This is a genomic window from Nostoc sp. UCD121 (assembly GCF_014222285.1).
Taxonomy (GTDB): domain Bacteria; phylum Cyanobacteriota; class Cyanobacteriia; order Cyanobacteriales; family Nostocaceae; genus Nostoc.
The window spans coordinates 18,971-37,602 of record NZ_JACKZS010000059.1; the positions used below are offsets into that span (position 1 = coordinate 18,971).

Sequence of the window (18,632 nt, forward strand, 5' to 3'; positions counted from 1 at the left end):
TAGAGATTTTGTTGTCTACGGGTTAGATAGAAGCTTTCTGCGAATTAAGTTAACAATGCAAATCTGTTGTCTACTAAGTAACAATTCAAGAAATACATAGATAAATTGGATAACCATAAGTATGTTTTCTCAGAGAAACATCATAATTTAGTCAAAATTTCTGGTTATTTTTCAATATAAGTCAAGTTAAGGGGTAAAGCGGTTATTTATAAAGCAAATGTTAATTTTTACTATGTTACTTGATAAACATAATCATGATTGCATTAGTTAAAAAGGCGGTTAGAAAACCAGAGCTAATGGGATACCTACCCCACACTGTATGTAGCTTGCTTTACCGTAGGAGTATGAGGCTACACAAACATTCTACTCTTTGCGGTCTTAAAACCCACGGAGGTGGGTAAAGCCTTGTGTAGCTGAGGTTTCTAAGCGCCCTTAATTACTATGAGTAAAATCAATAATAATGTCTTATACTACACAACCCTGTTAACAAGAATCTGTTAGTAATATCAAATCTACTTAATCACTAACTATCTGTTGGTATTCAATTAGCAGATAAAAAATTAGTGATAAATATATTCTTTCAGAATTTAATCTGAATTCGAACAAATTTTTAGTGAGAGAATCAGGACTTACGCAAAGTCAATCGGTTGACAAAAACCAATTTCTACGCCATAGTTAATAACAAGTTTATCCAAGTTTTGATTTCATTTTTATTGGCGTTTCCTTGTCCTTAAAAGTTAGGTTTTCTGGATAGCGCTATTGTATTTTAAGCTACTGGATTAGATGTCAAATTAGGATATAACTTAGGAAGCTTTGAAGTAACACCACCATTAATTTTCACGCCACAATAGTAATTTTGGGCGGCAAAAGCGTACAACAATTCATATAAAACCACTTTAGATACATCCACTTGATTAAGGTAGAAACCTTAGAGGAAAAGCCCTCTAAGTAATTTGTGGATGAGTCTATTCTAATGGACTAAATATAACCAGGCTATCCCCTAAAAAAGCAGAATTGGAATGAAAAGATGGCAGTAAATAAAGAAAGCCGATTATTCACAAAACCCGTAGGTAGATCGCAACTAATTTTAGCAGCTTCTCTAACTTTAGCAGCCGGATTAATAGCTTTTTATAGTTTGGTACCATTTTGGTCTAAACCTAAAGTTGTGACACCAGTAGAGAATCCTCCCAAAGCTGCCACGCCTGTAAAAGTTGCTGTAACTGCTTTGGGACGTTTGGAGCCAGAAGGCGAAGTTACATCTTTGACTGCTCCTGCTTCTAATAATGGGGTGAGAGTAGATAGACTGTTGGTGAAAGAAGGAGAGGCGGTTAAAGCAGGGCAATTACTGGCTTATTTAGAAAATTATGGTCGTTCTAGAACCGCATTGCAACAAGCTTTAGACCAACTGCAAGTTGCCAAAGCTAAATTGGCGCAGGTTAAATCTGGAGCTAAAACCGGAGATATCGATGCTCAAAAGGCTGCGATCGCCCGTTTAGAGCCACAATATAAAGGGGATGTTGCGACACAAGAGGCGACAATCGCCCGCATCCAGGCGGAAGTAGACAACGCTCAAGCAGAGAATAATCGCTATCAGCAATTATATAAACAAGGTGCGATCGCTGCTTCTGTAGCAGATACCAAAGCTTTGCAACTCAAGACTACACAACAGCAGCTAGCAGAAGCTCAAGCCACCCTCAAGCGCACTCAAGACACATTTCAAGAACAACGCAAGCAAGCACAAGCACAACTCACCAGTATTAGCGAAGTGCGTAGTGTAGATGTTCAGGTTGCACAAACCGAAGTCAATAGTGCTACAACTGCTGTTCAACAAGCAAAAGCCGACTTGGATTTAAGTTACATCAAATCTCCCATAAATGGCAAAATTTTAAAAATTCACGCCAAAACTGGAGAAGTTATCAGCACCAGTAGAGGATTTGCTGAGATAGGTAAAACATCTCAAATGTATGTGATTGCAGAGGTGTATCAAACTGATGTTCAAAAAGTGCGTGTAGGACAAAAAACCACAATTAGCAGCACTGCATTTACTGGAACAATCAAAGGAACTGTAAAAGAAATTGGTTGGCAAGTCGACAAGCAAAACATCTTCAGCATAAACCCTGGTTCAGATACAGACCGCAGAATAGTTGAAGTGAAAATCTCCATCGATAATCCCGCAGATAGTGAAAAGGTCGCCCGTTTAACTAACTTACAAGTGGATGTCGCCATTCATATTTAGTCATGGAGCATAAGTCATTCACAAATGACCAATGACAAATGACAAATGACAAATGACAAATGAAAATAAATCCATGAATTTCAAAATTCCTTTAGGATGGCTACAGCTAGCGCAGCAAAAAGTTCGTTTACTAGTAGCTGTAGCCGGGATTGGTTTTATTGTGCTGCTAATGTTTGTGCAACTTGGTTTTCAAGATGCTCTTTATTCCAGTGCAACCGCAGTGCATCAGAATCTCAAAGGAGATTTATTTTTAGTGAGTTCGCAATATAAATCTTTGACCTCAAATCAAAGTTTTTCACGGACTCGTTTGTACCAATCTCTGGGCTTTGATGGTGTAGAGTCAGTTAGCCCCATGTATTTGCAATTTGCCAAACTAAAAAATCCGGCTACTAGTGAGAAATATTCAATATATGTTATTGGTTTCGATCCAGGTAGACCGGTAATGAATCTCCCAGAAGTTGAGAAAAATTTAGATAAACTCAAAATTCCTGATGTTGTGCTTTTTGACCGGGGTTCTCGCCCAGAATTTGGCCCAATAGCTGAAAAATTTAATGCGGGAGAGACTGCACAGACAATTGAAATATTTCCCTACAGTTCATTAATTGGCTATAGAGTGAGAATTGGTGGATTATTTAGCTTAGGGCCTTCATTTGGGGTAGACGGAAATTTACTTGTTAGTGACTCCACTTTTTTAAGGATAAATCCCAATACTCGCCCGGCGGATATGATAGACATCGGTTTGATTTCACTCAAACCTGGTACTAATGCCGAAAAAGTACTGAAAAATTTACAAGCAAATTTGCCTAATGATGTCCAAGTTTTTACACGCCAAGGCTTTATTGATTTTGAGAAACAATACTGGGCTGTCAGAACACCCATTGGTTTTATTCTTAACTTGATGTTGACAATGGCTGCGGTTGTTGGAGTAGTTATTGTTTATCAAATTCTTTACAGCAATATTGCTACGCAGTTCGTTGCCTACGCCACTTTAAAAGCCATAGGTTATGCCAATAGCTATTTATTAAATGTGGTATTTCAGCAAGCTTTGATTTTGGCAATCTTAGGTTATATCCCAGGATTTATTACTTCTGTTTTGTTATATAGCTTCGCAGCAGAAGCAACTAAACTACCAATAATGATGACCACTAATAATGCAGTGATTGTCTTAACTTCAACAGTTTTAATGTGCATAACATCAGGAGCGCTTGCTATCAACAAACTCCGCTCCGCAGATCCAGGAGATATTTTCTAGCTATTCGTTGCATCAAAATAATCAAATTCTTTTGCCATGATATAGACTAATAAATAAGCGTTAGTTCAGGCTCTCCACAGAAAAAATCTTCTTTATACCAACTTTATATTTTAGATTAAAAGTCTTTAGCTGAATTTAAATTTGGTATAAATTTTCAGTTTTTTATCTAACAAGTCAAGTTCACCCATTTAACAATAATTTCGATTTTATGAACCTCAAAGATAAAACCCTGCTAATTACAGGAATTGATGAATTTGTCGGTTTGCGTACAGCCGAGTTAGCCATCGCACAAGGAATGAAGGTTCGTGGACTGAAAAGTTCTACAGAACAAAACAAACAATTACAGAATTTAGGTGTTGAGATAATTATTGGTAGTATCACCGATTCTACTATTGCTCAAAAGGCTTGTCAGGGAGTAGATATCGTTTTACATACAGATCAACTTGCCGAAGAAGCTGGCGCAATTAAGAATTTTCGTGATGTGAATGTTGGCGGTACTGTCAATATGGCTAAAGCCGCTAAACAGGCTGGTGTCAAAACATTTGTGCATCTTTCTAGTGTAATGGTTTACGGTTTCGACTATCCCAATGGTGTTACAGAAACCGGGCCACTTTCGGGCGAAAATAATCCTTACTGTGAAACAAAAATAGAAGCAGAAACAGCAGTTTTAGAACTGAATAATCCTCCAGATTTTGGCATCATCGTTATTCGAGCCGGAGATGTTTATGGTCCAGGAAGTATACCCTGGATAGTCAGACCGGTTCTGATGATGCGTCAAAAATTATTTGCCTGTGCAAACGATGGCAAAGGCGTAATCAATCATGTATACATAGATAATTTGATTGATGGCATCTTTCTGGCGATAGAAAAAGAAACCTACGGTGAAATATTTAATATCACCGACGGACAGGAAACTTCCTGGAAAGAGTATTTTATGCATTTAGCAGCAATGGAAGGTTTATCAGCACCCCTTTCATTACCGAAAGATGAAATCAAGTTGTTTCTAAAGCTACGTGTTCAAGGACAAAAACTTTTTCGGAAAAAAGTTGATATCCTACCAGAGTCTATAGATTTTATGACTCGTCCCTATGCTTGTTCTATTGTCAAAGCACAAAGCCTGTTAAATTATAAACCAACAGTTGATCTAGAAGAAGGAATGCAGCGAACACATGAATGGCTGCAAAAAACAGATATTCAAAACTTGATTAAATAGTCAACAGATTTTAAGAATTCAGAATGATTGGAAAATAAGAGACTACAGCACGGTTGATTGATTTTATTGAAATTATTCAGCTTAAGTATCAAATTATTCTGAATTCTGACTTCTGGCTTCTGAATTCTCAATTACTACGTTGCATCTGCCTAACAATTATCTGCAATTGAGCATAAAATAATCCACAGATTTTCCGAATACTTGTTATGAGTAGCAATCAGCCACGATTGAGCATCGGATTACCTGTATACAATGGCGAGAAATTTATCAAAGAAGCCATAGATTCACTCTTGGCTCAAACTTTTGAAGATTTTGAGCTAATTATTTCAGATAATGCATCTACAGATAAAACTGAGGAAATTTGTAGAGCTTATGCCGATAAAGACCAACGTATCTGTTACTACCGCAATGACAAGAATATCGGTTGCGCTCGTAACTTCAATCGCGTCTTTAAATTGTCTTCAGGTGAGTACTTTAAATGGGCAGCTTATGATGATCTACATGCTCCAGATTTTATCAATAAGTGTGTTGAGGTACTTGACCAAGACCCTAGCATAGTCTTGTGTCACTCACAGACATATTTCATTGATGAACAGGGAAATTTCCTCCAAAACTATGATATCAAACTCAAGGCAGATGCCCTAAAACCACACGAGCGTTTTCATGAATTGCTGACGAAACATTTATGTTATCAATGTTACGGAGTAATTCGTGCCAGTGCCCTAAGAATGATACCGCAGATGGGTGGTTACGGTAATGCAGATGGAATTCTCTTGTTAAGACTTGGTATTCTTGGCAGGTTTTATGAAATCCCTGAATACCTGTTTTTTGCCAGAAGCCATCCGCAACAATCAATGAGTATGTATTTCCCTAATTATTTGTTGTTTGCTAACAACACTAAAAAAACCTCATTGAGTATGCTACCTGATTTCTATGCGTATGCAGTGTGGTTTGATTCAGCAAAGAAAGGACAAATTTTATTGCCACATTGGAGAATAATCTGGGAGTATATACTCTCTATATGGCGTAGTTCCCTGAGTTTTAATGAGCAGCTTTGTTGTTATAGAAGCCTACATCAGCAGTTAAAAGGGGCAGAATATCTTTTGCTGAAAGATTTACTAAGAGTGCTACAAGTACTTTGGAAAAGTTGGCAACCATCATCAATCAAAAAAGCTCAATTTATTCATTTCACAAACCAGCTTAAAAATAAAAGCTGGTAAGCACAGCTTTTATCAGCCACAAAATCACCTATTTTTCACTACAAAACTATGCTGAAACTATCTCATTTATCTCATGTTTTACTTGCAACTTTAGTGAGCCTCAGCTTTGCTAAAACAGTGAATGCAGAACCAACGACAACATTAAGTGTTGTAGTAAATGGCATACAACACAAAAAAGGCGAGATTTGCTTCCGAGTTTATGCAACTGAACAAGGATTTCCAATGAGTAATTCTAGCGGATCTCAAAGTGGCTGCGCTAAGATTACTGGCAATTCTGTTAAAAAAGATTTCTCCGGTTTGAAGCCTGGAACTTATGCTGTCGCCGTTGTTGACGATCAAAATGGCGATCGCAAACTCAATAAAGACTTTTTTGGTATTCCCACAGAAGGTTTTGGAATTTCCAAAAACCCAACTGTGTCTATACAAACAGGTACACCAAAGTTTCGTGATGCCAGTTTTGTTGTAAACAAAAATACAACAGTTAACATCATCATGAAATATTCGCTGGATTAATAAAGGTTATTGGGGACTGGGGACTGGGTACTAGGGACTGGGGACTCATCCTCTAGGAGATACTTCTGATTTTCAATCCCTAGTCCCCAATTCCTAATCCCTAATCCCTAATCCCTAGTCCCCAATTCCTAATCCCTAATCCCTAATCCCTAATCCCTAATCCCTAATCCCTAGTCGCTAGTCCCCAATCCCCAACCCCTAATTCACCGGAGACTAAAAATTTAATGGAAGATTTGGCAATATTTCTGTCTAAGTCTTTGACGGGTTGGCTGGTTATTCAGGTGTGTTTAACGCTTGTTTTTATATGGTATCTGCGCTCATCTAAAAAAAACTTATTACCAGATGATCAGTTACCCAAAACAGCAGTGATTCTTTGCTTACGCGGAGCCGATCCGTTTTTGCCTAGATGTTTGCGATCGCTCCTGAACCAAAACTATCCACACTATGATTTAAAATTGATCGTTGATAGTCACGAAGACCCCGCTTGGAAAATTGCCAGTGAAAGCATCACAGAGCAAGAAGCGACCAACGTTCAAATTAGCCCTTTGAGAGTAGTACGCAACAATTGTAGTCTCAAATGCAGTTCCTTAGTCCAAGCTGTCCGTGAGTTGGATGACTCCTACAAGGTGGTTGCCTTAGTAGATGCTGATACCATAGTCCATGTAAATTGGCTGCGAGAATTAGTCAGTCCTTTAGGTGATGCCAAAGTAGGGGCGACAACAGGTAATCGTTGGTATGTCCCTACAGGTAGATATTGGGGATCTTTAGTGCGGTACATCGGTAATGTATCCACAGTGGTGCAAATGTTTGTCTTCCAGATTCCTTGGGGTGGAAGTTTGGCTGTGAAAACAGAAGTGCTTCACCAAACAGAACTCCTAGATAAGTGGGGACAAGCTTTAGGCGAAGATTTTATGATGCACGACATTCTCAAAAAACACGGGTTTCAGGTAAAGTTTGTGCCTTCACTGCTAATTGTGAATCGTGAAGAGACTGATTTATCCAACTTAATCGACTATCTCAAGCGCCTGATACTTTATTCTCGACTGTATCATCCGCGTTGGCTAGCTTTAGTCAGTGAAGCTGTTTCTAGCATTTTGTTTCCTACCGCACTCATCATTTTAGTTCTAGAGTCCTTCTTGCAGGCAAAATGGGCAGCTGCGGCTCTCTTGTTAGGCTGCTATAGTGTCTATACTGTCGGATTACTCTTGATAATGCTCGTGTTGGAATTAGAGGTACAGCGAGTGGTTCGCTCTAATGACCAAGCGATCGCAAAATTATCGGGTGCTACAATCATCAAAATGTTGATTGGGATTCCCCTAACACAGTGGGTTTATGGATTAGCGATGCTATCATCCATTTGGATCTCAACAGTCACCTGGCGTGGTGTCTCCTATCGGGTTCAAGGGCCTTGGAATGTCCGGTTAGTGGAATATCGCCCTTATCAATGGTTAGATCAGCCCATTGATGGCAAGGTATCTCTTTGAATTAAATCGCAAAATATGAACTAGGGCATGAAAGTTATTACACTAAACATTCCCTAGTCTTCAAATTATATTATCTTATATTTAGTAGAACTATATTAGCTATAACCCTTGTCAGAATACACGATTTTTCTTGTTAATTATCAAAATGTATTTGCATAAATGGCAAGGGTTTAGATAAATATATTAAGGGGAATTTTGACTTAGTATTTTGGATGTTTTGATAGTTTCAATCTAGGTTTATATAGAGGTCTCAGTTGAGTCTAATACAGACCTAAGCCCTTCCCTATAAGGGAAAGGGAGTAAGCCTCAAAGCCTCTCTCATTGTAGGAGGGAGGAATGGAAGTAAGGTCAGAGTCTACTGCACAAAAACGAGAAGCACCATAAACATCCATTTCACAATCGACAACTTCGGCTATTTGAAAATGCGTAAATCCTTAGTCTAATCGTATTAGTGGGAATTTCTGAGTTAGAAAATCAGAATGTTCATGAAACATAAGCTGCGTAAATCCTAAATTGAAAACCAGCATTTTCGTGAAATATTCCCCTTTATTATGACTAAGCAAAAACTTCGCATTGCACTATTTACAGGATTGTATGCTCCTTTCTTGACTGGTGTTTCCGTTGCAGTTCACCAACGAGTCCGTTGGTTGCTAGAGCAAGGACATGAGGTTTTTCTAGTTCATCCGCAAATCAGCGATCGCTATCCCAAAAATGTTGGCGATCGCCCCATGCCAGGTTTGAATGAAATTCAGTCTTTTCCAAATTTCTCTGCTTACGCATTTCCCACCGAACCCTTATTATTCTATAAGTCTCTTCCTCAACCGTTAAATTATCGGCATTGGAGTGATACCAAATTGCTAGAGAAATTTAAGCCTGATATTATCTTGGTTGAAGAAGCCGCACAAATGAGGGGTTTATACTCATTTTTCTTGCAAGGTTATGGTCGTCCAATTGGTGTTGAATACGCAAAACGAACAGGCACACCAATAATCTCACTTTTCCATACTGATATCGTTGCGTATATCAAATATTATTTTGGAGATAAATTCTTTAACTTTGTTCGCCCCATCATTCCCGTTTTAGTCAAGCAATTTAGTGAGTCTTATGACTTCAATTACTTTTCTTCTAAAGAACAACTCACTAAATACGAAGAACTGAAATGCCAACGCGCTGAATATGTCCCTTATCAAGGCATCGATTGCGAAAAATTTCATCCGCGCAACATTTGTTATAATCCCATTCCTAACGATAACCGACCAACTCTTTTGTTTGTCGGACGCATCACCCCGGAAAAGAATGTCAACCAATTGCTTGATATCTTTCCAGTCATAGCTGCCAAAATTCCTGATGTTCATCTGGTGATTGTTGGTAGTGGCCCGATGGATGAAGAGATTCGTGAGCGTGCCGAAAAATTTGGATCGGGTATTACTATCTGGGGCGAATCCCACGGTACAGAACTTTTAGGCTGGTTTGCGAGAGCAGATGTTTTTGTCAACCCCTCCGTCACTGAAAACTTCTGCACTACAAATAACGAAGCCCTAGCATCTGGAACCCCTCTAGTTGCCGTTTTCGCACCCTCAACATCAGAACAGGTCTTTCCTGGTCGGAACGGCTTTCTTGCCCAACCTAACAACCCCACAGACTTTGCTCAAAAGGTGATTACGATTCTAGAAAATCCCGATTTGAAGGCAGATATGACTCGGCACGCTCGCCCTTCCATACTTGAATTTGATTGGTCGGCATGTATGCAAAAACTTGAAGACAAACTTTACCAAATCGTCGAAGGATCTCAGAAGGTGAAGGTAGGTACAGGCAGTATAAGACGATAACGATTACAAGCGCGATCGCTAATTACATAGCGATCGCTAATTGTTGCGTGCGAAAGAACTCTTTAGCATTCAATATCATGAATTGGCACGATGTTTGTTAAAAATTCTGTAATTTTAGGATAAATTTACAGTGGAATTACTGTGGTAGCTTTTAATTAGTATGTTAATAACTGTAATATTTTGATGTCGTACTACGGCTCAAACAGTAATTATTATGACATATCTACCAAAATTTTCAGTATCTCTGGCAGCAGCAACTTTAATTGGCTTGGGTACAGGGCAGATAGCGCAGGCAGAACTATTCGTTAAATCAGAGTCGGTAGTGGTAAATCTTGATGCTCAAGAAGTATCATTTACTATAAATTTTAATAAAGTGCCAGACTTTGTTACAGTTGATGAATTCGGGAGACAAGCCGACTCTTTCCAATATTTTATTGATCCGAGTGGGGAATTACCTATTTTTAGACCACCCTCTGCCTATAGTAACCTTTCCTCAATTATTCGCGGAGAAGAAATCCATATTGCAGGTGACGTTCGGATACGTGATGTCTTCCCAGTTGGGCCATTCGAACCAAATTCAGGAGGCTGGGGTAAGATTCGGGGTTCAGTACCATACAGCCTTGATAGCACTGTGCTGAAATTTTCAGCACCTCTGCAATTTATTGGTGATTCAGACGGTTTGTTTAGCTATCGGTTAGAGTTGTACGAGTTTGGCAGCTGGAATGGTATTACAAATGAAAATAAGTCTACTATTGCCAGTGTTCCCGAACCTAATTTTGCATTGGGTACATTAACTTTTGGAGTATTAAGTGTAGGCTTACGGCAAAAACGTAAACAGAGATCAGCCCGCATTTTTGTAAGTTAATAGGGCTAGCCCTTTAAAGGTGGGCAAAAAGATTGGTTAATAAATCCCTTTTTAACCTCTTACCTCTGTGTTCTCTGCGCCTCTGCGGTTTAAAAGTAATTTATTTAACCACTCCAGGTACAGAGGAGGACACTTGCGTGGGCGGGTTTGGCGACTTAAGCAAAGTGTCCGTAACACAGAGAGAAAAGAGATTTTTGAAGTTACCTTAAAAAGGCTTTTCTAAATCGCCAAAATCTTAACTAAAAGCCATCGCTCTACATAATCAAGCAAAACTAGAAAAACCTAGATTGGGTGGAATATCCTGAATCCGCCCTGGGCCGATCGCTTGTAATGCTTCTTTGAGTAAAATATCCCCAGTATACAAAGCACGTCCGACAATCACACCAGTCACACCTTGAGGTTCTAACGCTAACAAACTCAACAAATCGGTGAGAGAACTTACCCCGCCAGAGGCAATTATCGGGATGGAAATTACCGCCGCAAGTTCTCGCAAAGCTTCTAAATTTGGGCCGATTAGAGTACCATCTCGGTGAATATCTGTGTAAATGATGGCGGCTGCACCTAATTCTTGCATTTGTACAGCCAGTTGGGTTGCTAAAACTTCTGAGGTTTCTAACCAACCGCGAGTTGCCACTTTACCATTACGGGCATCAATGCCAATAATAATCTGTCCAGGAAATTCTGCACATAGTTCTTGCACTAGCTGGGGTTGTTCTACGGCGATGGTTCCGAGAATTGCCCACTGTACGCCTAGATTGAATAATTGTTGGACGCTGGTGCGATCGCGCAATCCTCCACCAATTTCAATGGGCACTGACACCGCGTGAGCGATCGCTTCAATTGCCCCCAGGTTTACTAATTTACCTGCTTTGGCACCATCTAAATCAACTATATGCAGTCTATTCGCACCCTGATCAACCCATTGTTTGGCAACATCGACGGGATTTTCGCTAAACACTTGCGAGCGATCATAGTCTCCCTGATACAGTCGCACACATCGACCTTCTAGTAAATCAATCGCTGGAATTACATCCATTTACTTCTCCCTCATAACTCAATGCAATCAAAACTCTAGCTAGCGCTGGGGTTTCTATTTTTGATTTTTGATTTGTAATTGCCTGACAGCTTGCCCAAAACCTAGCACAAGCAAGATGTTAGAAAGAGTCAAAAATACTTCTGCACCACCGTGCAACCAATCTACATTGGCCAAAGACTCGCCATAATGCAATTGGGCGTAAATTCCGGCTGGGATGGTGATAGCCACAAAGACGAGAGTGCCATAAAATCCATACAGCGCTAAACGCGGCATTTGTGGACTCTGCCTAATAAACCACAAGAAACCCAAATAGGGAAACAGTGAAAGTGCAAACAGGGTTTCTTTAGAAATCATTGCTCTAATTTGATAGGTTCTGGTTCAACAGTGTTAGAAGATTTGGTAGAACGCCAAATCAAAAACGCTGCTGCCCAAAGCGTAAAATTACCAACTAAGGTCATGGTAGCTTGAAGTGTTACCAGCCATTCCAGAGATTCGGCGTTGTCAAAATAATGCCAGGTACAAGCACACATAGCGCTAACTAAAGCTGGTAACATAGCAAGGGATAATCCCCACCAATTGCGGTTATTAGTGAGTTCGCCGTAAGTCCAGATTAACCAAATGGCAACAATCCACTCTATAACGCTAGAAATATGAATAATCCAGGTGGGAATCGATAGGGTGTGCATAAGAAAGTTAGGAATTAAAGACGCGGAATTTAGTGTCTGTGCTGGAGTTAAGAGTCAATAGTATTAATCTTTTTGTTTTTCTATGTCCCTATTTTCCTACAATACAACTCATCTTTTATTGGCAGGATGGCATCAACGTTTTAAAAAAAGTTGTTAATCTAAAATCTAAAATCCAAAATGGTCAAGATGCGCGCGTTATTGTCTGGGTATTACGGTAAAGGTAATGGTGGTGACGAGGCTTTGTTAGCAACGCTCTTGCAAATGTTACCATCTCACGTAACCCCTGTGGTACTTTCGGGAAATCCAGAGGAAACGCGCGATCGCTACAATGTAGAAACTTACGATCGCATGGCTCCCTTAGCTGTACTGCAAGCTTTACGCTCAAGTGATGCCTTTATTTGGGGCGGCGGGAGTATTATTCAAGATGTTACCAGCACTATCAGCCCCTTTTATTATGGGGGAATGATGGCATTGGCGCAGAAAATGGGTTTGAAAACTGTTGCTTGGGCGCAGGGTATTGGCCCGTTAGTGCGTCCGCAAACTCGTTGGTTAGCGCGGCAAACCTTTGGTAATTGTACCAAAGTTAGTGTCCGCGATCGCGCCAGCGCTGCTTTATTATCTGATTGGCAAATTCCTTGTATTATAGCTCCTGACCCGGTTTGGGCGTTGGAATCGAAACCAGTACCGGGACTTTGGGATTTACCTGCGCCGAGAGTTGCGGTAACGTTGCGATCGCATTCCCAACTTACAGAAACCCGTCTGGCAAATTTAACCCGTGCTTTGGTGGATTTTCAAAAAGCTACGCAGGCTTTCATCTTACTACTGCCATTTCAAAAAAGTGAAGATTTAAGTATTGCCGAAGCTATTCAACCCCACCTTAAAGATGTCAGCCAGATTTTATGTTTGGAAGATCCACAACTGTTGAAAGGTGTGTTTCGCGGCGTAGAAATGGCGATTGGGATGCGTCTACACAGTTTGATTATGGCTGCTGCGGAAGGTTGTCGTTGCTTTGCTCTTAGTTATGACCCCAAGGTAAATCGTCTTATGGAAGACTTAGAAATGCCTGGATGGGATTTGGCGAGTTTACCCGATGATCCCAATTTGATTAGTCTAACTTGGATGGAGCATTATGCTAATGGCGATCCTTTATCACCAAACCAAATACAATCTTTAGTAGATAGGGCATTAATCCACCGCGAGTTATTGAGCCAAGTTTTTATTTGACGCTCTCCAGCCATAAATAGTGGAGATTCTAGATCGGTAATTTTCAGACTTTTATAAATTGATTATACAAAATACTCAAGCATCATTTATGACAAAATATATCAGTTATGTTATCTAGGATATACAGAAATAATTCTTGAGATCATTGCTGATGATAAACTTTGGTTTTTGGAACTTAATTATAGTAATTGTAGTTGCATTGGTTCTCAAAAATAATTGGCGACTAGACGATGATGAGAAGGTAGCCTGGAAAAATTCTCTATTCTTAAAATCTTCTGTTATTCAACAATTGATGCAATTTTTGCGTCAACCAATTGTTAACTTTATCATCCAAGCAGTTGTTGTATTAGTAGTAACAAGATTTCTCTGTTATACAGGTTGGCTAGTTTATTTTCTAAATCAGCCAAATCCACCTTTATGGGATTTTAAATGGTTTTATGTGGCGAGTAAATTGGCTCATCAGCATTTGAGTCCTTTTAATGTCGAGATTTTTAACCAAAGCTTCTGTAGCCTAACTAAAACGTGTGGATTTATTCCACCATTTGTCTATCCACCTAATATTATTCCTCTTATCTGGTTTCTCGGTTATTTTTCGATCAATACTGCATTTTCAATCTGGATTGTGATGCATATATTAGCAATCGGCTTGGCCTTATGGGGAGCGAACATCCTCCTAGAATCGAAATCGCCAGCTTTCAGAACTATTTGCACAATCTCGGCTGCCTTAATTTATGGCTTAGTTCGCGATCTTCAAGTTGGTAATCTTGCCATTTTCGTTGCGGTTCTCATCTTATGGATGTTTATCTTGGCTAGAAAATATCAGGATATTCCAGCCGGACTTTGCTTGGGTATTGCCGTTTGTAAACCAACATTAGCTGCATTATTCATTCTATATTTTCTCCTTAAAAGACGCTTTTCTCTAGTTTTTGTATCTGTTCTCACAGGAAGTTTTCTAGTATTTTTAGGTCTAGCATTAACAGGCAATTCTTTGACACAATACCTACCAGATACGGCTCGTGGATTTGCACTTTGGCTTAACGATTCATCAAATAGTCCCTATCTTTCAATTACTCGCCTAGATTTGATGGTAGTGGGCCCAAGATTATTACCCAATAATCCATTATTTGCCAAGTTATTGTCAGACTTTATTGTTCTAATACTTGTTGGTTTCGTGGGTTGGTATTGGTATCTACAACAATCTATTACAGCCTGGTCAAAAGAAATATACTTAGCCGAAATGGTACTAGTTTCTTGCTTGAGTATTGCCATTAATTATTCACAGCAAACTAGTACTGTGATGTTAATACCTGCGGTTGTTTTTTTGCTCAATGATTTGCTATATCAAATCAGGTATTATAAATTTTCTATGAGAAGAATATCTGTTTGGTTAGCAGGGGTTTGCTTTCTAGCAGTGCAAACAGCAGTTATTCATGGCTGGCTCATCGGCTCTTTAGCAAATCGCTGGAACGTGAAAGCAGGGGAATTACCCTACTTTCTGAAAGTAACGATCTTCGCACTACCGAGTTATGCAATTCTAGGAATCACCCTGAGTATTTTAGTCTTAGCAATTAGTTCACTGCGTCAAAAACAGGTTTTAAAATTTGAACCTTAAAATTCAATATGGTTCAAAGCGTTACTTGTATAAAATCGTGGGTTTTGAGACGCGATAAATCGCCGTCTCTGCAAGCCTGTATTGCCTTAAAATCGGGTGTCAATTTAGAATACCAAGATTAAAGTCAGTTTTACCTTTTACCACTGACAATCCCTGACCATTGAACTTTTTTTTCTTGCTCTCGGCGGTAAGAAAAGAAATGCTCTGGAGTTTGGAAAGTACAATAAGGTGCGATCGCAATTTGTTCTGCACTAATCCCCATGTTTTCCAGTTGTAAGGTATTCACTCGCCGCACATCCAACCTTACCTTTCCCGGATTAAGGTCTTCCAGTAAGGGTGAATTTGGTAACTCATGCAATGCTGTGACAATTTTTTCTTCGTCATTATGTGATATAATGCTAGCCCCAATTTCGGCAGCCACTTCAATCGAGACTTGGTAAACCTCACCTGCGATCGCAGGGCCCATTGCAATGCGTAAATCATCAAGTTTGCTGCCTTGAGATTGTAATCTAGCGATCGCTAGGGGGACAATCTTCTTGGCAGTCCCTCGCCAACCCGCGTGTAATGCTGCCACCCGTCCAGTTTTCACATCCCCAATCAGCACGGGTGTACAATCTGCGCTAGCTACCCAAATTGCTTGGAGAGGCTGCTCGCTCATTAAACCATCCGCCGATGCTAAGTCCTCCTCAGCAGAGCTTAAGAAGCTTTCAACTTCTTGGGGGGTGAGAACAGTATTGCCATGAACCTGCTTTAAGCGATAGACTGATGCCTCTGGTTGCAATACTTCTGTGATAACTTGTGGCGATCGCGGCCAAAACTGCTGGGTAAAGAAGCCGTGATGCCAATGTTCCAGAATACTACAAGTTAGATAAGGCAGTCCTTCCCAATTGCGCCAGTGCCAAGTGTGCATCTTCAACCAAACCTAAACAAAAATCACTCATCAGCCAATCAATGCTAACTTGAACAACGGAATTTGGGTTAACTGCTGTGGGATTTAATCTGCAAAACTTGGAATCAGCCTTGAAAGCAGGGCGTAAGCATACATATTTACCATTTTCCCTCCACTTTTTTGAAAGCGTCTCCTCAACCAACCAAACCCTCTGGAACTTACTCCACCAAGGAGCTATTTCAGGAACAGTAGTCATCGCCACTCAGCAATCTGCTGGGCGAGGACAATGGGGACGCGAGTGGATTTCTCCAGTTGGGGGATTATATGTTTCCGTGGCGATTTCTTTCGACCACAAAATCGAGGCTACTGACAGCTACCAGCTAACTTTCGCTACTGCTTGGGGAATTGCGTCTCAATTGCGTCAGCGCGGTATAGATGTTGGGATAAAATGGCCCAATGATTTAGTTTTAAATGGTCGCAAACTAGGCGGCATTTTGACAGAAACCAAAGTAAACAAAGGACAAATCACCCAAGCAGTAATTGGTGTTGGTATTAACTGGACAAATCCAGTACCCGAAACTGGAATTAATCTGGAATCGTGGCAAGCTTCCCAAGATTTCAGACCAATCTCTTGTCTGGAAATACTCACCTCTACAGTCTTACTGGGAATAGAATCCGGTATGGAGTGCCTTCAACAAGAAGGAGTAAGCATACTCTTATCTCGCTATCTAGACTTGCTTACAAACATGGGCGATCGGGTGTATGTCAATAATCTTTTTGGTACTGTAGTTGGGGTGACACCTCAAGGAAATTTACGAGTTGATTTAGAAACATACAATACAAAGGAACTAATTACACCGGAAATTTATATTGAACCCGGTACAATCAGTTTGGGGTACCATAAATCTTCCGTTTAAATTTGAGGTTTGTTCAAAATTTCGCTCTTTGGGCAAGACAAACCACTAGCATCATCTCTTTAGGCTAATTACACACAACTGAGAGAACAAATGACGCAGCGCAATAATTCTGCCCATCATCGTTTGCATTTATGGCAGCAAGGTCTAACAAAAAAACGTTTTGCCTCAACACTACCAGCCCAGAGCCTCTGTTGGCTGAGTAGCGTCAGCCTCCTTAGCGGCGGCTTTGTGTTTGCTCAAACGGAAACACAAGTAGATAACATCGTTCCCACTGTTGAAACTTCCCAGCCAACAGTAGTTCCAAATCTAGTTAAAAAGCAGGCTGTTGCACCCGAAGCAGTTCAAGCGCAACCAGAATTTTCCCAACGGCGAGCCAGACTCAAACAGAGACTACGCAAGCCAGAGGTAGCTCAATCAAAAGAACCAGTCAGGCAGTCTACGCCCAAAATCGAAGCTGCTGAACCTGTTGTTATTATCAGACAGTCAAAACCCAAAGTAGAAACCTCCCAGGTTACTCCTGCAAGGGTGAGACAGGAAAAACCCAATACCCCTGCCCGCTCTTTACCAAAACTCCCAGAAGTTGCTCAACCATCGAATAACTCCAACAGTTCTGTTAGTGCAACGCCAGGTAAAACCAAGGATTATAATAACGCCTATATTGATCCTAATAGTTATGACAGTGGTGCTACAGGTACTTATCAAGCACCAAATTCTGTAATTCTCACAGAACGCTCTAGTGGTTGCCGAGCCATTTTACCTTCAGGACAAAGCGTATTAGGCGGCGTTTGCGCCAAAGTACCCCAAAGGAATGTAGCTGATTCTAGTGGTAAAGTAGCACCTAATTGGCTAAGAAGAAGTCAAAACGCCCAACTGCCAGTAGTTCCAACCACGCGGCAAGTTGCAACGACTGGCAACACCAGCAGATGGCGTGCTACTCAAAATGGTTATAGTGGTGACACCAAGACCGCATATCGCCCAAATCGGTTTATCCCGAATCCCAGCGAGTTCAGCCCCACAAGAGTGAGTGCCACTCCTATCGCACCCAGTGGCGGAACTTTACCACCACCAATGGCAGATGGCAACATTGCACCCCGTCCCAGTAACGTAGCTTACGACTTCTCACTAGCATCGGTATTGCCACAAATTCCCTATACAGGGGCAGTTGCCTATAATGGGACGGGGATGATGTATCCCTTGTCTATACCCGCTCCCATTACCTCGTTGTTTGGTTGGCGAGTTCATCCAATTACAGGTAATCAACGCTTCCATGCTGGTACAGACTTAGGTGCGCCTACGGGAACACCAGTTTTGGCAGCTGCTGCGGGTCAAGTCGAAACTGCTAACTGGATGGGTGGTTATGGTTTAACCGTTATCCTCAATCACAAATCGGCTGAACAAACCCTCTACGGTCACATGTCAGAGATCCTTGTTCAACCTGGTCAATGGGTACAACCTGGAACTGTCATCGGCCGAGTCGGCAGCACCGGAGCATCCACAGGCCCTCACCTGCACTTTGAAGTCCGCCACCTAACACCTAACGGTTGGGTTGCGACTGACCCAGGTGTGGAATTACAAAGCGCCCTCAGCCAGTTAGTACGAGGTTTGCAAACCGCCCAGGTTAGTCAAGAACCAGGTAGCTAGAAGAAGCTGAGGGGC

16 protein-coding genes are annotated in these 18,632 nt (G+C 40.8%); 12 read left to right on the plus strand and 4 right to left on the minus strand.

The features are described 5' to 3' along the window. Positions 1 to 1,027 precede the first annotated feature (1,027 nt). The 8 genes from GNF10_RS14865 (at position 1,028) to GNF10_RS14900 (ending at position 10,612) form a co-directional block, all read left to right on the plus strand. A complete protein-coding gene (locus tag GNF10_RS14865; RefSeq protein WP_185581944.1) occupies positions 1,028 to 2,236 on the plus strand; it encodes an ABC exporter membrane fusion protein in 1,209 nt (402 codons plus the stop codon). A 73-nt stretch (positions 2,237 to 2,309) separates the two neighbouring features. Then, positions 2,310 to 3,488 (plus strand): ABC transporter permease DevC, encoded by a 1,179-nt coding sequence (gene devC, locus GNF10_RS14870; RefSeq protein WP_185581945.1) that lies wholly within the window; start codon positions 2,310 to 2,312, stop codon positions 3,486 to 3,488. 208 nt (positions 3,489 to 3,696) lie between these two features. Next, positions 3,697 to 4,701, plus strand: coding sequence for an NAD(P)-dependent oxidoreductase (locus GNF10_RS14875; RefSeq protein WP_185580813.1), 1,005 nt, complete (start codon positions 3,697 to 3,699; stop codon positions 4,699 to 4,701). A 206-nt stretch (positions 4,702 to 4,907) separates the two neighbouring features. Beyond that, positions 4,908 to 5,921: a glycosyltransferase family 2 protein gene (locus GNF10_RS14880; RefSeq protein WP_185580814.1), complete on the plus strand. Its 1,014-nt coding sequence runs from the start codon at positions 4,908 to 4,910 to the stop codon at positions 5,919 to 5,921. Between the two features lie 48 nt (positions 5,922 to 5,969). Further along, positions 5,970 to 6,434 carry a DUF2141 domain-containing protein gene (locus GNF10_RS14885; RefSeq protein ID WP_185580815.1) on the plus strand — a complete coding sequence of 155 codons (465 nt, stop codon included), beginning with the start codon at positions 5,970 to 5,972 and terminating at the stop codon, positions 6,432 to 6,434. A 224-nt stretch (positions 6,435 to 6,658) separates the two neighbouring features. Next, the gene (locus GNF10_RS14890; RefSeq protein ID WP_185580816.1) at positions 6,659 to 7,918 is read left to right on the plus strand and encodes a glycosyltransferase family 2 protein; all 1,260 of its coding nucleotides are present in this window, start codon (positions 6,659 to 6,661) and stop codon (positions 7,916 to 7,918) included. 551 nt (positions 7,919 to 8,469) lie between these two features. Further along, positions 8,470 to 9,747 carry a glycosyltransferase gene (locus GNF10_RS14895; RefSeq protein ID WP_185581091.1) on the plus strand — a complete coding sequence of 426 codons (1,278 nt, stop codon included), beginning with the start codon at positions 8,470 to 8,472 and terminating at the stop codon, positions 9,745 to 9,747. A gap of 214 nt (positions 9,748 to 9,961) precedes the next feature. Beyond that, positions 9,962 to 10,612: a hypothetical protein gene (locus GNF10_RS14900; RefSeq protein ID WP_185581092.1), complete on the plus strand. Its 651-nt coding sequence runs from the start codon at positions 9,962 to 9,964 to the stop codon at positions 10,610 to 10,612. 262 nt (positions 10,613 to 10,874) lie between these two features. Here GNF10_RS14900 and hisA read toward each other — a convergent pair whose 3' ends face one another. From hisA to GNF10_RS14915, 3 genes are read right to left on the minus strand one after another with little or no spacing between them, the layout of a single operon-like run. Further along, entirely contained in the window at positions 10,875 to 11,648 is a 774-nt protein-coding gene (gene hisA / locus GNF10_RS14905; protein WP_185581093.1) for a 1-(5-phosphoribosyl)-5-[(5-phosphoribosylamino)methylideneamino]imidazole-4-carboxamide isomerase, read from the minus strand. Between the two features lie 54 nt (positions 11,649 to 11,702). Next, positions 11,703 to 12,002, minus strand: a complete 300-nt coding sequence (locus GNF10_RS14910) for a DUF3593 domain-containing protein (protein WP_185581094.1) — start codon at positions 12,000 to 12,002, stop codon at positions 11,703 to 11,705. After that, entirely contained in the window at positions 11,999 to 12,334 is a 336-nt protein-coding gene (locus tag GNF10_RS14915; protein ID WP_012406884.1) for a DUF2499 domain-containing protein, read from the minus strand. Before GNF10_RS14915 ends, GNF10_RS14910 begins: the two co-directional genes overlap by 4 nt. 186 nt (positions 12,335 to 12,520) lie before the next feature. On the opposite strand from GNF10_RS14915, the gene csaB reads away from it, so the two are divergent. Both csaB and GNF10_RS14925 read left to right on the plus strand, forming a co-directional pair. Then, complete coding sequence (csaB, locus tag GNF10_RS14920; RefSeq protein WP_185581099.1) at positions 12,521 to 13,558, plus strand: polysaccharide pyruvyl transferase CsaB; 1,038 nt, start codon at positions 12,521 to 12,523, stop codon at positions 13,556 to 13,558. 151 nt (positions 13,559 to 13,709) lie between these two features. Beyond that, on the plus strand, positions 13,710 to 15,170 hold the full coding sequence (locus GNF10_RS14925) for a glycosyltransferase family 87 protein (RefSeq protein ID WP_185581095.1): 1,461 nt from the start codon (positions 13,710 to 13,712) through the stop codon (positions 15,168 to 15,170). A gap of 130 nt (positions 15,171 to 15,300) precedes the next feature. On the opposite strand, the gene pgeF is transcribed toward GNF10_RS14925, so the two are convergent. Next, positions 15,301 to 16,080, minus strand: a complete 780-nt coding sequence (pgeF, locus tag GNF10_RS14930; protein ID WP_185581096.1) for a peptidoglycan editing factor PgeF — start codon at positions 16,078 to 16,080, stop codon at positions 15,301 to 15,303. Between the two features lie 77 nt (positions 16,081 to 16,157). Here pgeF and GNF10_RS14935 point away from each other — a divergent pair, with 77 nt between their 5' ends. Continuing rightward, positions 16,158 to 16,976, plus strand: a complete 819-nt coding sequence (locus tag GNF10_RS14935) for a biotin--[acetyl-CoA-carboxylase] ligase (RefSeq protein WP_185581097.1) — start codon at positions 16,158 to 16,160, stop codon at positions 16,974 to 16,976. A gap of 90 nt (positions 16,977 to 17,066) precedes the next feature. Further along, a complete protein-coding gene (locus tag GNF10_RS14940; RefSeq protein WP_185581098.1) occupies positions 17,067 to 18,617 on the plus strand; it encodes a M23 family metallopeptidase in 1,551 nt (516 codons plus the stop codon). The last annotated feature ends 15 nt before the right edge of the window (positions 18,618 to 18,632 follow it).

Excerpts from the sequence above, each read along its gene's own strand:
- GNF10_RS14865 (WP_185581944.1), top strand. The coding sequence starts at position 1,028 with ATGGCAGTAAATAAAGAAAGCCGATTATTCACAAAACCCGTAGGTAGA.
- devC (WP_185581945.1), top strand. The coding sequence starts at position 2,310 with ATGAATTTCAAAATTCCTTTAGGATGGCTACAGCTAGCGCAGCAAAAA.
- GNF10_RS14875 (WP_185580813.1), top strand. The coding sequence starts at position 3,697 with ATGAACCTCAAAGATAAAACCCTGCTAATTACAGGAATTGATGAATTT.
- GNF10_RS14880 (WP_185580814.1), top strand. The coding sequence starts at position 4,908 with ATGAGTAGCAATCAGCCACGATTGAGCATCGGATTACCTGTATACAAT.
- GNF10_RS14885 (WP_185580815.1), top strand. The coding sequence starts at position 5,970 with ATGCTGAAACTATCTCATTTATCTCATGTTTTACTTGCAACTTTAGTG.
- GNF10_RS14890 (WP_185580816.1), top strand. The coding sequence starts at position 6,659 with ATGGAAGATTTGGCAATATTTCTGTCTAAGTCTTTGACGGGTTGGCTG.
- GNF10_RS14895 (WP_185581091.1), top strand. The coding sequence starts at position 8,470 with ATGACTAAGCAAAAACTTCGCATTGCACTATTTACAGGATTGTATGCT.
- GNF10_RS14900 (WP_185581092.1), top strand. The coding sequence starts at position 9,962 with ATGACATATCTACCAAAATTTTCAGTATCTCTGGCAGCAGCAACTTTA.
- hisA (WP_185581093.1), bottom strand. The coding sequence starts at position 11,648 with ATGGATGTAATTCCAGCGATTGATTTACTAGAAGGTCGATGTGTGCGA.
- GNF10_RS14910 (WP_185581094.1), bottom strand. The coding sequence starts at position 12,002 with ATGATTTCTAAAGAAACCCTGTTTGCACTTTCACTGTTTCCCTATTTG.
- GNF10_RS14915 (WP_012406884.1), bottom strand. The coding sequence starts at position 12,334 with ATGCACACCCTATCGATTCCCACCTGGATTATTCATATTTCTAGCGTT.
- csaB (WP_185581099.1), top strand. The coding sequence starts at position 12,521 with ATGCGCGCGTTATTGTCTGGGTATTACGGTAAAGGTAATGGTGGTGAC.
- GNF10_RS14925 (WP_185581095.1), top strand. The coding sequence starts at position 13,710 with ATGATAAACTTTGGTTTTTGGAACTTAATTATAGTAATTGTAGTTGCA.
- pgeF (WP_185581096.1), bottom strand. The coding sequence starts at position 16,080 with ATGCACACTTGGCACTGGCGCAATTGGGAAGGACTGCCTTATCTAACT.
- GNF10_RS14940 (WP_185581098.1), top strand. The coding sequence starts at position 17,067 with ATGACGCAGCGCAATAATTCTGCCCATCATCGTTTGCATTTATGGCAG.